Here is a 15,816-nt window from a genome sequence, read left to right on the forward strand (position 1 = left end):
TCCAGCACTTCAATGTTCTTCATGACCTTCTGGCCTTGCCATAACTCTCAACCAGCAACTGATAGGCCAGAGGGATTTTAGAGTAGTAGATTTCAGCCCATTCCGCCGCATCCTCGCGGTTCCAGGTCTGTTGCAATTCCGAGGCAGCAGCGGCGGTATCCATCGGCACGACGCCAGCCTGTGGACCACGTGAGCCAGCGTGATTTCCTGCGCCATTTTGCTGTAGGTGCTCGAGGCATCGACCGTTAAACAGCGTAATTTTTTCCATATATCAGCATCACACTTTTACTATGGTGGAACCTATGTCCTGGCGCCGGTTCACTCGGACTGTAGCAACAGAGTTACCCGATCACGATTGTTCGGCAACAGGATGAATTCAGGGTCGCCTTCGACCATGGGGTAGCGCTGGTTTCGCCAAGCTTCGCGAGCCGCTTCAAGCAATGCCTCGGAGCTGGCCACATAGTTCCACCACAGGTAGCGTGGCGCATCCAGTGGCGCACCGCCCAGCAGTACCAGATGGGCATCGCGGATAGCCCGGATGCGTGGGCTACCGCCAGGCGTGAACAACGTCAGTTCGCGCGGGCGCAAGGCTTCGCCGCCGGCTTCGGCCTCGCCGTCGATCAGATAGGCCGCGCGTTGTGGATACTCTTCCGGCAGCGGCAGTTCACTGCCCGCCGGCAGATGCACATCGACATAGAACAGCTCGCCCTGCGTGGTGACCGGCGAGCGTTTGCCGTAGGCGGTGCCAGCCACCACCCGCACATCCGCAGAGCCCAGATCAAAACGGGGCAAGTCGGCGGCATCGGTGTGCTCGAACATGGGGTCGCAGGTTTCATGTTCACGCGGCAGCGCCACCCACAGTTGCAGGCCATGCAGGTCTTGCGACCGGTTGCGGTCTGCGGCAGCGGTGCGTTCGGAATGCACGATGCCGCGCCCGGCGGTCATCCAGTTGACGTCGCCCGACTCGATGATCTGAGTGTTGCCCAGACCGTCCTTATGCTCGATGCGCCCCTCCCACAGGTAGGTCACGGTCGCGAGGCCGATATGGGGGTGCGGGCGGACGTCCATGGCGCGCTCGGCTGGCAGCTCGACCGGACCCAAGTGGTCCATGAACACGAACGGCCCTACCGCGCGTCGCGACTTTGGCGGTAGCACGCGGTGCACGTTAAAGCCGTCGCCGAGGTCGTGGGAAACGCCGGCTAGGCGTTCGCTAATCAGGTTGTTCATAGCAGCTGTCTCCTTCTGGTGTGCGAATGAGTTTATTCCGGAGCGGTGGGTGTTCTCGCCCATTTTCCCGGACTGGTAGTCGGCGATGATCTTACGGCAGTGTCAAGACATGTTTCTTCGGGGAGCCGTTAGCGACCGTCTCATAGGCCTCGACCGCCTGATCGAAGCTCCACGTCTGGATGGCCGGCGGTTGCAGCACCCCTTTCTCGAAACCTGCACGCATCTGATCCATCAGGCTGACGATCTCCGGGCCACTGAGGCCCATGGTGTCTACGCCGATCAGATGCTTGAGTCCGTGGTAATATTCGACAAGGTTGAAGCTGACTACTTGCGGATTGCTAGCGATGGCGATTTGCCGGCCACCACGTCGCAACGCGTTCAAGCAGGGCTCAAACAGCGCACCGCCGATAACGTCCAGCACCAGATTCGCACCCTTGCCCTCGGTCAGTGCACGCACTTCCTCAACGAGATCCTGCCGGCTGGTGTCGATGATGGCATCGGCGCCGGATGGATTATCCAGGGATCTCGACGCCCCGATGACCCGCGCTTTCTTCCAGTGCGCAATCTGCGTTGCCGCACGTCCCACCGCACCGGAAACGCCGGTGACGAGCACGGTTTCGCCCGCCTGAATTTCCCCAGCGGTAACCAGCGCCGACCATGCGGCCAGATACGGTACGCCGACCGCCGCCGCCTGCTCCATGCTGAGGAGTGGCGGCTTGCAGCTGACCCATGCCGACGGTATGACGAAATACTCGGCATGCGCCCCGTCGCGGGCCACTCCAAAGCCGGGGCCGCTGCCCCAGACCTCCTCGCCTTGCCGTCCGTCACCGACAATGATCGTGCCGGCATAGTCACGACCTGGCACGCGTGGCGTGGGCGCCTTGAAGTGTCCGGAGACATTCTTTACATCGCTGGGATTGATCGCGGTGGCCGCCACCTTAATCAGTACTTCGCCCGGACCGGGCTCGGGAATCTCCCGCTCCAGAAACTCAAGCGTGGAAGGCGGGCCATACTGTTGGAAAGACAGAACTTTCATCTTGCTCATGGTTGACTCCGTCAGAATAAATAATCAGTGGAAGCGCGCGGCACTCGCGGGATAACCGGCAAGCGCTTACTTGCCAGTTTTCGCTTTGGTCTTAAACTAAACGCGTATACCCATATTCCGCTCCAATTCCTGATGGCGGGTCTTGCATTACCGAAATTGGCGGGAACGCTCATGGTTTTCTCCTCTTGTCGTGGACGAAGAGGTTCATTGTCCGATCTGCCCAAAACGACCACTATTGAAATCATTGATCGCCTGCGCGATCTCTTCGCGGGTGTTCATCACGAAGGGACCGTGGCCGACAATGGGCTCGTTCAAGGGAGCGCCATTGAGCAGCAGTAGAGTCGTGTCCTCCTCGACATTGAAGACCAGTTGGCTACCGGCACGCTCCATCACGGCCAACTCGGCCGCGCGCACCGTGTGGCGATCACCGAGACGAATGGCACCCTTGAGCACAAACAGAGCAGTGGTGTACCACTCCGGCAGATCGAAGGCCAACCGATGACCCGCGTTCAGGCGTAGATCCCAAACATTCATCGGGGTAAAGGTATGCGCTGGACCGTTGCTGCCCGCGTAGCTACCGGCGATGATACGTGCGCGACCTGCGCCATCCGGTAATGCCACGTCGGGAATCTGGTCAGCGGTGATGCCCTGGTAGCCGGGTGCCGCCATCTTGTCCCGCGCTGGCAAGTTGACCCAGAGCTGGACCATCTCAAAGGTGCCACCTGTCTTAGCGAATTCCGAGCTGTGGTATTCCTCGTGGATCAAGCCGGAGGCTGCGGTCATCCACTGCACATCGCCAGGGCCGATGGTGCCGCCGCCCCCAAACGAGTCACTATGCGATACACCACCCTCATAGACGATGGTTACCGTCTCGAAGCCGCGATGTGGGTGCTGGCCGACGCCGAGCTTGCGGGTGGAGGCCGGGAAGTTAGTCGGGCCAGCGTAGTCCATCAGCAGAAAGGGCGACATCTCCTCAGCGATGTCGCTGTAGGAAAAGATGCTCTTGACCGGGAAACCATCACCGACCCAGTGACTACCGTTGCTGCGCTTGATGAAGGCTAGTTGTTTCATGGTTGTTCTCCGTTTAGTCAACAGATTCATTATAGGATGTACCTATTTCTCTCAGTAGGTGGTTAAATATGAAAAAACTTTCTATTGGATTGGAAGATGGATTTCAACCAAGTTGCTGTTTTCATCAAGGTTGTGCAGGCGGGCAGCTTCAGTGCCGCTGCCCGCCTGCTCGGCCTGCCGGTTTCGACAGTTAGCAACAGGGTAGCCATGCTCGAAAAACGCCTGGGGATTACACTGTTGCAGCGTACGACGCGCCGTTTGCGTCTGACCGATGCTGGGCAGACCTATTTCGATCATGCGTCGACCGGATTGCTACACATGCTTGAGGCCGAGGCAGCGGTGGCCGAAGCAGCTGCTGAGCCTTGCGGTTTATTGCGTGTGACAGCGCCAGTCGATATTGGTGATCAGATCCTTGCCTCAATCCTGTGCCAGATGCGCAACCAATGGCCCAAGGTTCACATCGAGTTGGTCTTGACGAACCGCTACGTAGATCTTTTAGCCGAAGGGATCGATGTGGCGATCCGCACGGGCCACCTTCAGGACTCGACACTGGTGGCGAAAAACGCGGGTATTGCTCGCTGGGTGGCCTTTGCTAGCCCAAATTATCTTGCTGGTGCGGCCTTGCTTGATTCACCGCAAGCGCTACGCCATCACACCTGCCTGCAGTTCACGCCTATGGGTAAGGATACCTGGACGTTCTACGCGGCAGACTCCAGCTTGACGGTACCAATGTCCGAACAGGTCATGGCCAACGATGTCGGGTTGATCAAGGAACTGGTGCTAGCGGATAAAGGTGTCGCGTTATTGCCTGTTTATCTCTGCCGGCAATCCTGCGAAGAAGGAAGGCTGGCGCGCGTTCTTCCTGAATGGCACTCGAAAGCTGACCCCATCCATATCGTTTACCCGCAGCAACGCTTCATGCCCCCCAGACTACGAGTCTTTGTAGATCTGGCATCGTTGGAACTGCGGAAGTGGCTCGAGTAGTGTCGAGTGGCTTCAGCTTGAGGCATATTCGGATACCTGCCGTTTTAACCTCTGAAGGCCCGACGGGCAGATCAGAGTCTGATGCTATCATTTACTTCCGCAGATGAATGGCCGCTTCCAGTCTGGTACCGCCGATCAGAACCTAATGGAAGCAGAGCAACCTTCAGCAGCTATCAAGATATATCGATATGGTTTCTGTCGTCCAGGTTGCCACACCGGCACCAAAGGAATCTCGATCCTCAGTCCAGATCGGACAATCCAGCAGCAGGGACGCCGCTACCGCCGGCCAATCCCGTTCGTCTCTCCGGGCAATTCTGGCTTTTGCGGCAATTTCTACAGGCAACAATGTTTCCTGGCCAATCAATTATATGGCCGTCATAAGCGTATCTAACGCGTCCCGCCACACCACTTCGGATATTCCTCGGGCGGGAGCCAATTCTGCCAAGTAGTGCTTGGCTTCGTCATAATTTGCTTCGGCCACATAGAAACTGGCCCTGTCACATGCATCGGCGATGAGCAATCGTACTCGCAGCCCCAAGACAGCACGAATCAGGATGTTGGCGTCTACAACCAACCGCCTACGCGGCATGAGCTTTTTTGCGCCATTCCTTGAACCCCGCTACCAGTTCGTCCTCTGTGATACCCATGTGTTCCATTTCTTCACGCATTCGCCGTCCTGCTTCGAGCAAAGCATCTCTTTCTGATTGGCTGGGTTTTTTAGGAACCGGGATGTAAAAGCCGATGGTCTGCCCATGTCGTGTCACCTCAATGGGCATTGAGGCTTCGAGATATTCGGCCAAATTGTCGCGTAATTCTCGCACTCCTACACGTAGGCTCATGAGCGCCTCCTTTCTGTCACGATGTGTACACAACATAATACACAAGTCGAGATCTATCAAGCTGATGCACATTAAATCTTTCGCACCCCATCCCAGCGGAATGCGTGGGCTCTGGTTGCCTGACTCGCGAAGGAACGCTCTGCAGCGGAAGCGGTCGTTCACATCCAGAATGGGAACGGGTAATATCGGCCATATCCGGCCATTGATCGTTGGTCTGATCCTGGCTGGGGACTGTCCTGCTTCTGATATTAATCAGCCACATCTAGAAGCAATGAGCGGCTCCACGGTGTCTTAAAGGGCGCGATGGTGATTCGCGCCGCGCTATCCCGGCGATGATCCAAATATTCCAGGGAAGAGCCTCAAAACCAGTTTCGCGAGGTAGAAACGATACAAATGCCAAGCGCGAATTAGATATGTTCTGTCATCTTTGTATGGCCCGGCATTCGGAACTGGAAGATCTTCGTGACAGGACTGAGTCGCTTCGCGTTCATGTTCACACACATGAAGCAGCGGCCCTTGAGCAGCTCGCCAGACTAAGTCAATGATCGCAGTCTTGGTGCCTTACCCGTCAAACGGGCTTTTTCCGTCTAGGAAGAACTCCAGATTGGCATGCGCGATCTCTCCATCTTCAACCGCGTGGACAATTTGACTATCCGTGATCTCCACTAGGAGAGGATCGAGCATCAACTTCCGGATATTCTGAAGCTTGAGTTGATAAGAGCCACAATAAATGCTTCTTTTTTCTTCTTTGTATGAATCTTCAAACTTTGAGCGCGTATTTCTTTTTTCCGCAAGACGACACCCATATCCATGCAAATGGCTCGTTGTTGGTGCGTAGCGTTCCCATGCAACAGAAGTAACTAACCTCTCTCCGCTTTCTTTAAGTCTTAACAGTTTTTGATAGGAAAATCTCCTCGATTTGTTCCCTCCAAAGGAAACAGGGAAAACACATTGCCGAAATACATTGTCATTCTCTGGAACGTATCTTGGCTTAACCATAATGGTGCTGTCGACTAATTGCGTGTAGATGCACTGATAGTTACCACCTCACTTCCGAAACACACCAGTTCAATCGAGGGAAAAATTGTCTCTGGGCTCTCAAGCTGAGCCACGGTGAACTGCAAACGGTGTTCGACACTCTTGGGGGTTGATATTAATGCAGAAATAACACTATTACTGAGTGTCAAATACAAATTTCTTGATCCTGCAAGCCAGTTGAATACAACAGATTTAGGTCCGTGCGTGAAGACTTGAGGGGCCGGGAAACCATTATCCATTAGGCTTGATGCGGCATAACATGCGACATGATAAACGTCAGGATTCACATGCCATTCATCATCATCCATTTCGGCTAACTCATTAAGAGCCTCACCGAGCTCCTCATACTGAGACTTTAATTCAGACTGCAATATCGCTGGTACACTGATCTCGGTCTGCCCTATTATCGTCTCTGGGGCAATTTTCAAATCAGGAGGGTAAGTTGTCATCTCCAGAGGCCCGCTGGCCAATTGTTCTAACGGCGCTTCTCCACCGAGCCGTTCATTTTTAACGGACAAATAATCCGAGGACACTATAAACATCTCCTGCTGTGTTCCTCTATAGCGCATCACTAAATCCATCGATGTTTAGACCTAGGTCCCGCTGCAGTGCCGCCATCCGTTGCAATCCATCAGTTAATACCATACCCTGATCGCCTTTACTGAAATGAACTTTTAAGTCGAATGGCATATTGTTTACCTCAAAAGATACCGTGGGGCTAATCGAGGTGTTGACCTCAGGAGTAAATGAAGCAGTCGCTGTCTGCTGAACTGCGAAACGTACGATTCGGAATTGCTCTACGCTCCACTTTTTGATTAGGTTTATTTTGAGTCCTGTATCAACTGGGCTCGTGTACGGGCTATTAATCTGCAACAAGAAGTTCTCTTCAGCAGACAGTGTAGGCCTGTACTGCTTTGGAATAACCGAAACGATAGTGTTGTTCGCATCGGGCACAGTATTTTTTTCTGGCATTGCGAAATGCAAGAATAAAGAAAAGCCAATGCATCTTTCGGACGGCGAATAGATGGACAGATTCGACAATAGCGCTTTTAGTTCTTTGCATAGGTGGTCGGTGAGAAGATAAGATCGACCCGATTTTGCGCTATAGAGCAACTGATTACCAATCCATCCCGTTGACCCTGAGCTTGCGAAGGAAAGTTCGGCGCGGGCGCGTTCTGATAGCTATCCGGAGTTGCTCCCCAGAGCTTTTGGTATACCTCAAGCACAGAGGCGCGTTGTGCTGTCGGCTCTCCTAGCGGAAGGAAAAGGCTGATTCTGGCACTCAAGGCGGTCCACTGAGACAAGTTATTACTCCCTCTCGTTTGCGTACGGTGCTGCTTGGGCAAGGCGAGCGTGGCCATGCGCTTCATGGCCTACCGCATAACAGGGATAGTATAGTGGGTTTGCCAGTCGATGGTCTAACGGTAATTCAATACCGGCAATGGCCTCTCGTGTGGGATTCTAGGGTTCTGGGGGGCAAGCGAACGCCAGCCGAAGTGATGGCTATGAAGATCAAAGAGTTAAACGGCAGTGTTGCTTCAAAATTGAAACCGCCTAGCCTTTAATACGTCCTTCTCTCAGCGCTAAAAGGACCTCGAAATACTCACTGATCTTAGTCAGCGCATTAGCATCGAAGGTGACTATTGTAACCATAGTTGCCCGCCGTCTTTCTCCAGCTCTCGATTGGCCTGTCTCTTTCAGGCAGCGCTTCGAATCAAGCCGCCTCAATGTTCACGAAGCCAGAGTAGTGGATCGCCAACAGATTGTCGACGATCTACTTGCACACGATCTACTCACTGATGCCGGGCCACCGCTGCTGCGTTGCCGTCTCTCGTAGCCGCAAGGTGAATGACCGCAACGGGTCGGATGATGTCATTGGCTTTCCGCTGTTGAATATCTGCAATCAGTCTACAGGCGACACGCACCGCGTAGACATCTAGCCAGACGCTAAATGAGTTACTGCCACCTGGGGACTGATGCAAGCAACACTGGGGTGAGCTATTACGGCGGCAGTTCGTTGACTTAGCCCAAACTCTCCGTAATCAGCACATCGGCGGAAATTCCCAGGCTTTTATGTAATCTACGGATCATAGGCAGCGTCAACGGGCGCTTGCGATTCAGGACTTCGTATACCCGGTTCCTCCTACCGATGATCGGCTCCAGATCTTTAACAGACAGATTGCTCTGTTCCATTCGGAATTTGATGGCTTCCACTGGATCGGGCGCAATGATGGGTACATGCTTGGCCTCGTAGGCCTGCACTAGCGTGGCCAGGATATCTAGGCGATCCCCCTCCGGCGTGCCCAGATCAGGGTCGGAATCCATCAAGGTAGATATTTCCTTGAGGGTGACAGCGTAGTCTGCTTCGGTGTGAATGGGGCGAATGTCCATGTTTCCCTCCTTTCCTGATGAAGTCCCGGAGCATGGACACGGCAATAACTCGCATGACATGAAGTCTAGTCCCGATATGGGACATGCGCAAGCATCTGGTGCTGAAGATAGGATGGCGAGGGCAATGCAGCGGAAGCGGCCATCCAACGGACTGACCAGCATGTTCTCGAAACTCGTCACTATAGCTGTAACTCGTGGCAGTCTTTTGAGAACGGTTTTCAAGAAATACAACGGTTCGATTTATTCTGCAACAATCATCGCTAGCTGAAGACTCTCAAAAAAGACTAGTTTCGAGAAGAACTCCATGATGATAAATGATGTTACTAGTAGTATCATTCGTAGATCAATATAGTGATCAAACTGCGTGAGGCCATGAAAAACCATCCCATGGGGTGGCAGATTGGTGATCTTCAGGTGGTTGCCCGCCAGTACGGAATCACCTGGCGACACGATGGCGGCAGTCATTGCGTATTCATCCGGCACGATGGGCGGACGCTACCAGTGCCCGCCCATCGACCGATCAAACCGGTCTACATCAAGAAGTTTTTGCGCCTGGTGGCAGGAGAGTGACCATGTATGCCCTGGAAGATTACCCATTCGAGATGCGCCCGCTGAAACCCTCAGAGGGAGGGGGATATCTGATTTCCTACCCGGACTTTACGGAATGCATTGCGGATGGAGAAACGGTGGAAGAAGCATTGCAGAATGGCCGGGAAGCCCTGCTTGCAGTGATAGGGGCTTTGCAGGAGCAGGGAATGTCGATACCGACACCGAATAGTGGGGGTGTGGCTTCCGGTAAATTCATCGCCAGAGTGCCCAAATCCATTCATGCGCAACTAGCTGCGCGGGCCAAAATGGAGGGAGTATCGCTCAACACGATGGTTTTGACACTTATTGCCAAGGGATTGGGTCAGGGAACACGGGTGGAATGAGGCTTTGCAGGACGCTAAAAGGTTGGGGGTGATCGTTAGATTCATGACCGGAAATGCCCCCCGGAAGTTCCTCGAAACCAACTATCGAAAATCATCGATTTCTGATCTGCCTTATGGCGCGAGACTCCTGCGCATTCTGCATTCGATTTGACGAGAGTAGGACGAATGACCGCTTTCAGTCTTTAACAGTCATCGGATCATAGAGAATACTATGGCAACCAGTAGTCCGTGAGCAATGGCCTCGCCGAGTACCGCACCCCCTGACCATGCCTGCATTATTCGCGGTAGAGTCGGGTGCGTCTGTCAAGCAGACTAAGCCCCCGTAATTCAGGGGAAACGGCAAGATGAAACTTTATTCAGGATGATAATCTCTTTGTCCGTCAACACCAGGCAGTGGGTGTGAGGAGTGTCAAAATGCCATATAATACTGGAAGTTTACCCTAGTCATCGGAGAGATGTTATGCGTCCTTCTGAAATCTTGCGAAGGCATCGTGAGGATGTCCTACAGATCATTGCAGCGCACCATGCCACCAACCCTCGTGTTTTCGGTTCGGTTGCCAGAGGCGAGGACATTGAAGGTAGCGATATTGATATCCTGGTAGATAGACAGCCAGGCCTGACCCTGCTGGAACAGGCCTATATGACAGAGGAGTTGCAGGACCTGCTGAAAGTCCACGTTGATGTCATCACATCAACTGCGCCCTCTCAGCGGTTTCTCACCAGGGCGCTTCAGGACGCGAGATCAATATGACTCACAAGCCGCGCCTGGAGGATTTGCGCGTGGAGGATTTTCTGGAGCACATCCAGGCATCTATAAATCGCATTTTCCTCTATACGGAGTCACTGTCGAAACAGGATTTCTTCTCTAATGCCATGGCTCAGGACGCTGTGGTCAGGAACTTTGAGATCATTGGCGAAGCAGCACACCATGTGCTGGATCAATGCAAGGATATTGTCTCAAAAGATGACCTTGCTGCGTTGAAGAACGCTTACAGGATGCGGAACGTACTCGTTCATGGTTATTTCGGAGTGGACCATGCGACAGTTTGGGATACAATCCAAGCTGATTTGCCTGTTCTGAAGCAGCAAATTGACAAAATGATTGAAGAACAAGATACGGTAAAGAAGCACGCGCTTGAAGCGCTGACCGATGAAGAAGCTCCGGATATTGGAGATGACTTCGGCAGATAACCCCACGCCTCTGATGTCTCCCGCTGGATTCCCGGGATACTTGTCCCCTTCGCCCACCAGACGTTGGACGCAGCCAGTTTCGTGACGGATCCCGTGTGTCGCTGGCCATTGAAACAGGTGCGCTTCTAGCTGGCTATGTCTCGCCCCGAAAGCGATTGGAACCGGTGCGGACCTGGATTGAGGCGCATCGAGATGTCCTATTGACGGAATATCGGAGGTTGAATCCATGAATCAAGCACCCAGAATTGAAACGGCGACGATTACTGGCCCGTTCCAGATAGAAATCCATTGGTCCACCGGCGAAGTGTTTACCACGGATCTCAAGGATCTTATTGGTCCGCCACGGAAGGAAGACCCCTTTTGCGCGCTTCATGATCCAGCCTTCTTCGCTCAGGGGCATGCAGATGACTGGGGCGATGGCCTGAACTGGCCAGGCGGATTGGATCTGGGCGCAGACCGTCTCTATGCCTTGGGTAGGAAGCAGGCAGGATTACCGACGCGTGAGGATTTCATCGAGTGGATGGAGCGGAACAATCTCAGCCTGAGTCGTGCGGCAGAAGCCATCGGTATGACTCGGCGCATGATAGCCTACTACAAAAACGGCTCTCGCCCGATACCAAAGACCGTTTGGCTGGCCTGCATCGGTTATGAGGTGCTTGAACGCCACGCAGCTTGATTAAGGTGAATAATCGTGCCCGGTGACATCAACTCAGTCTATTGTCACTCATGCTCATGCCGTATGACTTGTTATTAGCCATTTATTGACAACAACTATACACCACCCTACCTTTTGTATATCTGTTGTGTTTCATGAGGAGACCACCATGCGCGCTGCCGCCATCAATTTACGTGCTTTGCCGGAGCAACGTGATCTTATTGACCACGCCGCCAACCTGCCAGGTAAAAACCGTTCCGATTTCATGCTGGAAGCCGCCTGCGAGCGTGCGCAATCGGTGCTGCTCGATCAGGTGTTTTTTGGACTGGATGCGGAAAAATTCCAGCAGTTCACCGCCATGCTTGATGCGCCACCACTTGCCAATGAGGGTCTTAAGCGGTTGATGGCGATCAAGGCACCGTGGAAAAGCGATCCAGCTTGAGCTTGAAGCTATCCTCGCCACACACACTTGCCGCAACGCATCTATTGGGTGACTTTGATTGCGGAGAGCCTGCTCTGAATGACTGGCTCAAACGCCGGGCGATATCGCAGAACACTGGAGTTCGCGCTTTGCTGGTTCATGCGCTCCACGAACGCGCTAAACAGTTCTATAAGCACTACGGCTTTCAGGAGTCACCACAACATCCGATGCCGTTGATGCTGCGCCTGAGTACCGTCAAAACCTGATCACTGCACAAAGATTCACAAGCCAGAAACCTGCACGACCGGGCGCTGCCGCTGACTCCAGTGACGATAACTGCGGGCCAAGGTAAAAAGTCCGGCGCCCAGCATGCCGACAAAAAAACCGATGGGCCAGTTGGTCCAATAGGACAGCGCAATGGCTGCCCAGATGCTGCTCTCGGCAAAAATAATCGCCAGGAGCAGGCTGCGCAGCGGGTGAATACTCAGCGACTGGGCAGCAGCAGGCGGCCCTACCAACAAGGTAAACACCAGAAAAGCACCGACGACTGGCAGGGCTGAAGCGGTCACCAGCGCCAGCAGACTTAAAAAAATCAGATCCATGCGTGCTGCAGAAATCCCCTGTAAAGCAGCCAGATCAGGAAAACTGGAATCCAGCAGCAAGGGGCGAAAAATAGTGATCATGACCACCGAGACTAGGGCGCAAATCCCCAGTATAGGCCACAAATCCGCATCGCTAACGCCCAGCATCTCACCAAAAAGCAGCGAAAATACCTCAGGGGCGTATTCACTGGTCATACTGAGAAACAGCGCACCGACACCCAGAAAAAGCACCAGTAGCAGTCCGGTTCCCACGTCACGCCGCCCTATACGGGCCAGTTGACGCAAGAGCAGCACCCCCATTCCCACAAAAACCAGCAAACCAACAAAAGGATTCACTCCGAGCAAATTAGCCGCAGCCGCCCCCGGAAAAGCTCCCAACGGCAAGGCATGGGCCGCAAAAGCCGAATGACGAATAACCACAAAATAACCGACCAGTGCGGCCACCAGCGCAATGGCCGTGCCAGCAATCCAGGTGTTGATCATAAAACTGGAAAACACGGCTAAGGCTCCTGAAAGCCGCGCAAGGACGTGATGCTCCGGCGCTGGTATTTGTGTTGCCACGAAGAACCCAACAACGCCAGTAGATAAAACAGAAAAATCAGGACCACCACAAAAAAACTGACGGGCCAGGCATTACCTGAAAACCAGTAGTAACTTTCATAAGCCATCCAGATTCCCAACCAGACCGCCGTCAGGGCAATAACCATCGCCCAGAAAATAGCCTGGGCAGGACGTCGGCTCAGACGAATCGCCGCTCCGGCAGGACCGATCAGAAGCGCTGTCGCCAGAACTGCGCCAATCGCCAATGCACAAACTGCAACGGCTAGTCCCAGCACCAGAAGTTGCAACAAACCCATCCAGCGAGGAGAAACGCCCCGCAAAATCGCCAAATCCGGGTCCACCGCTGTCAAAATCAATGGCCGATAAAACAAGCCGACTAGCAAAAACACTGCCAGTACCGCCAGAATAGCTGGCCAGATCAAACCCTGAGAAATAGCGAATAATGATCCGAACATCACCGATATAGCGGCACCAGTAGTACTGGTCGTGGTGACATCCAAATATAAAAACAGGGCGGAAAGCCCCAGGCCGGCACCCAGCACAATGCCGGTCGCCAAATCTCTTTCCCGCGCCTTGCGAACTCCCAGAAACTCCATCCCGAATGCCGCAATCCAGGCCATGCCCAGAAAACCCAGCAAGGGACTGATACCCCATAAAAACGAAGCGGCTCCTCCGGCACTGCTGACATCAGCCAGGGCATGACCGGCGAAGGCATTTCCACGCAATACGGTGAACACCCCTATCAGAGCACTGACCAACGCCGCGCAGCTACCCACTATAAGCGCAGTTTGCACCGGCTGACTGCTTAGAAACGCAAACATCTGCTCACGCTCCGTGACCTGCACAACGATTCATATTGGCCACATCGGCATTTTCGGGGGCATCGGGCAGCACCAGAATCCGCCCGCCATGATGCAGGACCGACACGGGATAACCGTAAAGCTTACTGAGCACTTCTGCCTGCACGACCTCGGCAACCGTGCCGGTGGCGGCGCGCCCGTCTACTAGATACACCAGACGGTCCATCACCGGAATCAGCGGATTCATGTCATGGGCAGTCACCAGCACCGTCATTTGCTGCTGGATAATCAAACGCCCCAGCAAATCTACCAGTGCATTGGCACTACCAAAATCGAGATTTGCCAGCGGTTCGTCCAGAATCAGCAGACGCGGTTTGCGCACCAGAGCATGGGCGATGACGGCACGCTGCTGCTGCCCCCCCGATAATTCCCCAACCCGCTGATCGGCAAAGTCTTCCGCGCCCACGGCTTGCAGCGCCTGATCCACCGCATGGCGGGTGCATCCATTAAAAAACGGCAGCCCCAAACGCTGACCATCCAGCCCCAAACGCACCAGATCCCGAGTGCGCAAGGGCAGATCCGGATCAAAATTGATTTTCTGGGGAACATAGCCCACCAGCTCACGATGTTCACGAGCTGGTGCAGCGCCGATCAGCACCGTGCCGGCACGCTGGGTAATCAGGCCCAGCAAGGTACGTAACAAGGTGGTTTTACCCGCCCCATTTTCACCAATCAGGGCGCAGAGCTGCCCGGGATACAGGTCAAAACTGACATCCCGTAAAATACTGCGGCCGCCCAGATCCACAGAAAGATCGGCGACCGCAAGAATCGGACTCTGATTAGTCAAGATATTATTTCAACACCGTCGTAGAGGTACCCTGTTCTACGGCTGCGCGCAGGGCATTCACTTCTGCGAGCATCCAGGATTGATAAGTGTACCCGGTTGGCATGGTTTCATAAACGCCCACCACCGGAATATGTGCAGCCTTGGCATTATTCAGGAAAGATGCTGTCAGGGAGTCAGTAACCTGCTGGTTATACAGAAACACCTTGACCTGATGATTTTTGAAAAGTTGATTCTGGATGCTGACGTCCTGGGGTGCCGGATCGGTCCCATTCATGATTGCCGCCTGGAGATTCCAGGGGGTTTTCAGATCACAGCCTGCCGCCTGCAGCATGTAATCCGCTACGGGTTCGGTAACCGCTACCGGCGTATGGGGATATTGCGCTTTGAAACTGGCAATGGCGGCGTACCAGGGCTTCAGCGAAGCATCAAACTTCTGAACATTGGCCTTGAAAAAACCCGCATGGGCAGGATCCAGCTTACTCAGGCTCGCCGCAACCGCCTTGACCACCGCCGGCATGGTTTCCGGTTTGTACCAGAGATGCGGGTTTTTGGTGCTGTCGGGTAAATGTAAAAGATCCTGAACCACAATCACCTGCCGCTTGGCATTAGGATCAGCCGCCAGAATTTTTTTGGCCCAACTGTCATAACCCACGCCGTTGCGGACCACCAACTGGGCAGCCGCAATTTGTCTGGCCACGGCCGGGCTCGCCTCAAAAGTATGGGGATCGGTATTGGGATTACTCTCAATGGCACTCACCTCAACATATTTTCCACCGATCTGGCTAATGACATTAGCATATTCATTTTCCACGCCTACAGCATGAATGGTGTCTGCCGCGGCCATTTGTGCTGCACCCAGACCCACCAACAAGGACAACAAAGGCAGAAAACGACGCCCGGCACAGGCATGCCGCCCGGACATATTATATTTAGATTCAGTGTGATACATATTGATTCTCCTAAAGTGGTATTGATAACGGTATATTTGTGCGTCATACTTATATGCAACTTGGTTGCAGATTAAGGAACGATGTCAGAACTGTCAAGTGACCTGTCGCAACAACGACAAACAATTTTTGCAATTGATGTTTATAGTGGACCCCAGATTTGAGACAATAGTTTAAGCTTGTTGTCTGGTCAGGAGGAGACGATGAGCGCAGCAAAGCGGAAAGTGTATGGAGCCGCCTTTAAGGGCAAGGTGGGGCTGGAGGC

At 53.7% G+C, this 15,816-nt stretch carries 21 protein-coding genes and 1 pseudogene; 8 read left to right on the top strand and 14 right to left on the bottom strand.

Annotation, left to right across the window (positions count from 1 at the left end; genetic code table 11):
- Positions 1 to 19: 19 nt before the first annotated feature.
- From HJG40_RS14245 to HJG40_RS14260, 4 genes are all read right to left on the bottom strand, one after another.
- The gene (locus tag HJG40_RS14245; protein WP_215864811.1) at positions 20 to 268 is read right to left on the bottom strand and encodes a hypothetical protein; all 249 of its coding nucleotides are present in this window, start codon (positions 266 to 268) and stop codon (positions 20 to 22) included.
- 50 nt (positions 269 to 318) lie between these two features.
- Positions 319 to 1,227: a pirin family protein gene (locus tag HJG40_RS14250; RefSeq protein ID WP_215864812.1), complete on the bottom strand. Its 909-nt coding sequence runs from the start codon at positions 1,225 to 1,227 to the stop codon at positions 319 to 321.
- 91 nt (positions 1,228 to 1,318) lie between these two features.
- A complete protein-coding gene (locus tag HJG40_RS14255; protein ID WP_215864813.1) occupies positions 1,319 to 2,272 on the bottom strand; it encodes a quinone oxidoreductase family protein in 954 nt (317 codons plus the stop codon).
- 204 nt (positions 2,273 to 2,476) lie between these two features.
- On the bottom strand, positions 2,477 to 3,343 hold the full coding sequence (locus HJG40_RS14260) for a pirin family protein (RefSeq protein WP_215864814.1): 867 nt from the start codon (positions 3,341 to 3,343) through the stop codon (positions 2,477 to 2,479).
- 96 nt (positions 3,344 to 3,439) lie between these two features.
- Between HJG40_RS14260 and HJG40_RS14265 the strand changes: the two genes are divergently transcribed.
- Positions 3,440 to 4,327, top strand: coding sequence for a LysR family transcriptional regulator (locus tag HJG40_RS14265; RefSeq protein WP_215864815.1), 888 nt, complete (start codon positions 3,440 to 3,442; stop codon positions 4,325 to 4,327).
- A gap of 163 nt (positions 4,328 to 4,490) precedes the next feature.
- Here HJG40_RS14265 and HJG40_RS14270 read toward each other — a convergent pair.
- The 6 genes and pseudogenes from HJG40_RS14270 to HJG40_RS14295 form a co-directional block, all read right to left on the bottom strand.
- Positions 4,491 to 4,916, bottom strand: a pseudogene (locus HJG40_RS14270) (PIN domain-containing protein).
- Positions 4,906 to 5,166 (bottom strand): type II toxin-antitoxin system Phd/YefM family antitoxin, encoded by a 261-nt coding sequence (locus HJG40_RS14275; protein WP_215864816.1) that lies wholly within the window; start codon positions 5,164 to 5,166, stop codon positions 4,906 to 4,908. Before HJG40_RS14275 ends, HJG40_RS14270 begins: the two are co-directional and overlap by 11 nt.
- Positions 5,167 to 5,727: 561 nt before the next feature.
- The gene (locus HJG40_RS14280) at positions 5,728 to 6,165 is read right to left on the bottom strand and encodes a hypothetical protein (RefSeq protein ID WP_215864817.1); all 438 of its coding nucleotides are present in this window, start codon (positions 6,163 to 6,165) and stop codon (positions 5,728 to 5,730) included.
- A gap of 14 nt (positions 6,166 to 6,179) precedes the next feature.
- Positions 6,180 to 6,737: a hypothetical protein gene (locus HJG40_RS14285; protein ID WP_215864818.1), complete on the bottom strand. Its 558-nt coding sequence runs from the start codon at positions 6,735 to 6,737 to the stop codon at positions 6,180 to 6,182.
- A gap of 25 nt (positions 6,738 to 6,762) precedes the next feature.
- Positions 6,763 to 7,176: a hypothetical protein gene (locus HJG40_RS14290; protein WP_215864819.1), complete on the bottom strand. Its 414-nt coding sequence runs from the start codon at positions 7,174 to 7,176 to the stop codon at positions 6,763 to 6,765.
- 1,050 nt (positions 7,177 to 8,226) lie between these two features.
- A complete protein-coding gene (locus HJG40_RS14295) occupies positions 8,227 to 8,595 on the bottom strand; it encodes a helix-turn-helix domain-containing protein (RefSeq protein WP_215864820.1) in 369 nt (122 codons plus the stop codon).
- A 351-nt stretch (positions 8,596 to 8,946) separates the two neighbouring features.
- Here HJG40_RS14295 and HJG40_RS14300 point away from each other — a divergent pair, with 351 nt between their 5' ends.
- The 7 genes from HJG40_RS14300 to HJG40_RS14330 all read left to right on the top strand — a co-directional run bounded on the left by HJG40_RS14300 (position 8,947) and on the right by HJG40_RS14330 (position 12,060).
- Positions 8,947 to 9,165 carry a hypothetical protein gene (locus tag HJG40_RS14300; RefSeq protein ID WP_215864821.1) on the top strand — a complete coding sequence of 73 codons (219 nt, stop codon included), beginning with the start codon at positions 8,947 to 8,949 and terminating at the stop codon, positions 9,163 to 9,165.
- Positions 9,166 to 9,167: 2 nt separating this feature from the next.
- Entirely contained in the window at positions 9,168 to 9,527 is a 360-nt protein-coding gene (locus tag HJG40_RS14305) for a type II toxin-antitoxin system HicB family antitoxin (RefSeq protein WP_215864822.1), read from the top strand.
- A gap of 460 nt (positions 9,528 to 9,987) precedes the next feature.
- A complete protein-coding gene (locus HJG40_RS14310) occupies positions 9,988 to 10,278 on the top strand; it encodes a nucleotidyltransferase family protein (protein WP_215864823.1) in 291 nt (96 codons plus the stop codon).
- The gene (locus tag HJG40_RS14315) at positions 10,275 to 10,718 is read left to right on the top strand and encodes a HepT-like ribonuclease domain-containing protein (RefSeq protein ID WP_215864824.1); all 444 of its coding nucleotides are present in this window, start codon (positions 10,275 to 10,277) and stop codon (positions 10,716 to 10,718) included. The genes HJG40_RS14310 and HJG40_RS14315 overlap by 4 nt, the downstream gene beginning before the upstream one ends.
- Before the next feature lie 226 nt (positions 10,719 to 10,944).
- Complete coding sequence (locus HJG40_RS14320) at positions 10,945 to 11,394, top strand: DUF2442 domain-containing protein (protein WP_198660851.1); 450 nt, start codon at positions 10,945 to 10,947, stop codon at positions 11,392 to 11,394.
- 148 nt (positions 11,395 to 11,542) lie between these two features.
- Positions 11,543 to 11,815: a type II toxin-antitoxin system TacA family antitoxin gene (locus HJG40_RS14325; protein WP_215864825.1), complete on the top strand. Its 273-nt coding sequence runs from the start codon at positions 11,543 to 11,545 to the stop codon at positions 11,813 to 11,815.
- Positions 11,812 to 12,060, top strand: coding sequence for a hypothetical protein (locus HJG40_RS14330; protein WP_215864826.1), 249 nt, complete (start codon positions 11,812 to 11,814; stop codon positions 12,058 to 12,060). Before HJG40_RS14325 ends, HJG40_RS14330 begins: the two co-directional genes overlap by 4 nt.
- 15 nt (positions 12,061 to 12,075) lie before the next feature.
- On the opposite strand, the gene HJG40_RS14335 is transcribed toward HJG40_RS14330, so the two are convergent.
- The 4 genes from HJG40_RS14335 to HJG40_RS14350 are packed head-to-tail and all read right to left on the bottom strand — an operon-like array spanning position 12,076 to position 15,553.
- Positions 12,076 to 12,894: a metal ABC transporter permease gene (locus HJG40_RS14335; RefSeq protein WP_215864827.1), complete on the bottom strand. Its 819-nt coding sequence runs from the start codon at positions 12,892 to 12,894 to the stop codon at positions 12,076 to 12,078.
- Between the two features lie 2 nt (positions 12,895 to 12,896).
- Positions 12,897 to 13,778 (bottom strand): metal ABC transporter permease, encoded by an 882-nt coding sequence (locus HJG40_RS14340; protein ID WP_215864828.1) that lies wholly within the window; start codon positions 13,776 to 13,778, stop codon positions 12,897 to 12,899.
- Between the two features lie 4 nt (positions 13,779 to 13,782).
- On the bottom strand, positions 13,783 to 14,604 hold the full coding sequence (locus HJG40_RS14345) for a metal ABC transporter ATP-binding protein (protein ID WP_215864829.1): 822 nt from the start codon (positions 14,602 to 14,604) through the stop codon (positions 13,783 to 13,785).
- Between the two features lie 4 nt (positions 14,605 to 14,608).
- A complete protein-coding gene (locus HJG40_RS14350) occupies positions 14,609 to 15,553 on the bottom strand; it encodes a metal ABC transporter solute-binding protein, Zn/Mn family (RefSeq protein WP_226857478.1) in 945 nt (314 codons plus the stop codon).
- Positions 15,554 to 15,816: the final 263 nt, after the last annotated feature.

This window comes from Acidithiobacillus concretivorus (genome assembly GCF_018853445.1).
Taxonomy (GTDB): domain Bacteria; phylum Pseudomonadota; class Gammaproteobacteria; order Acidithiobacillales; family Acidithiobacillaceae; genus Acidithiobacillus; species Acidithiobacillus concretivorus.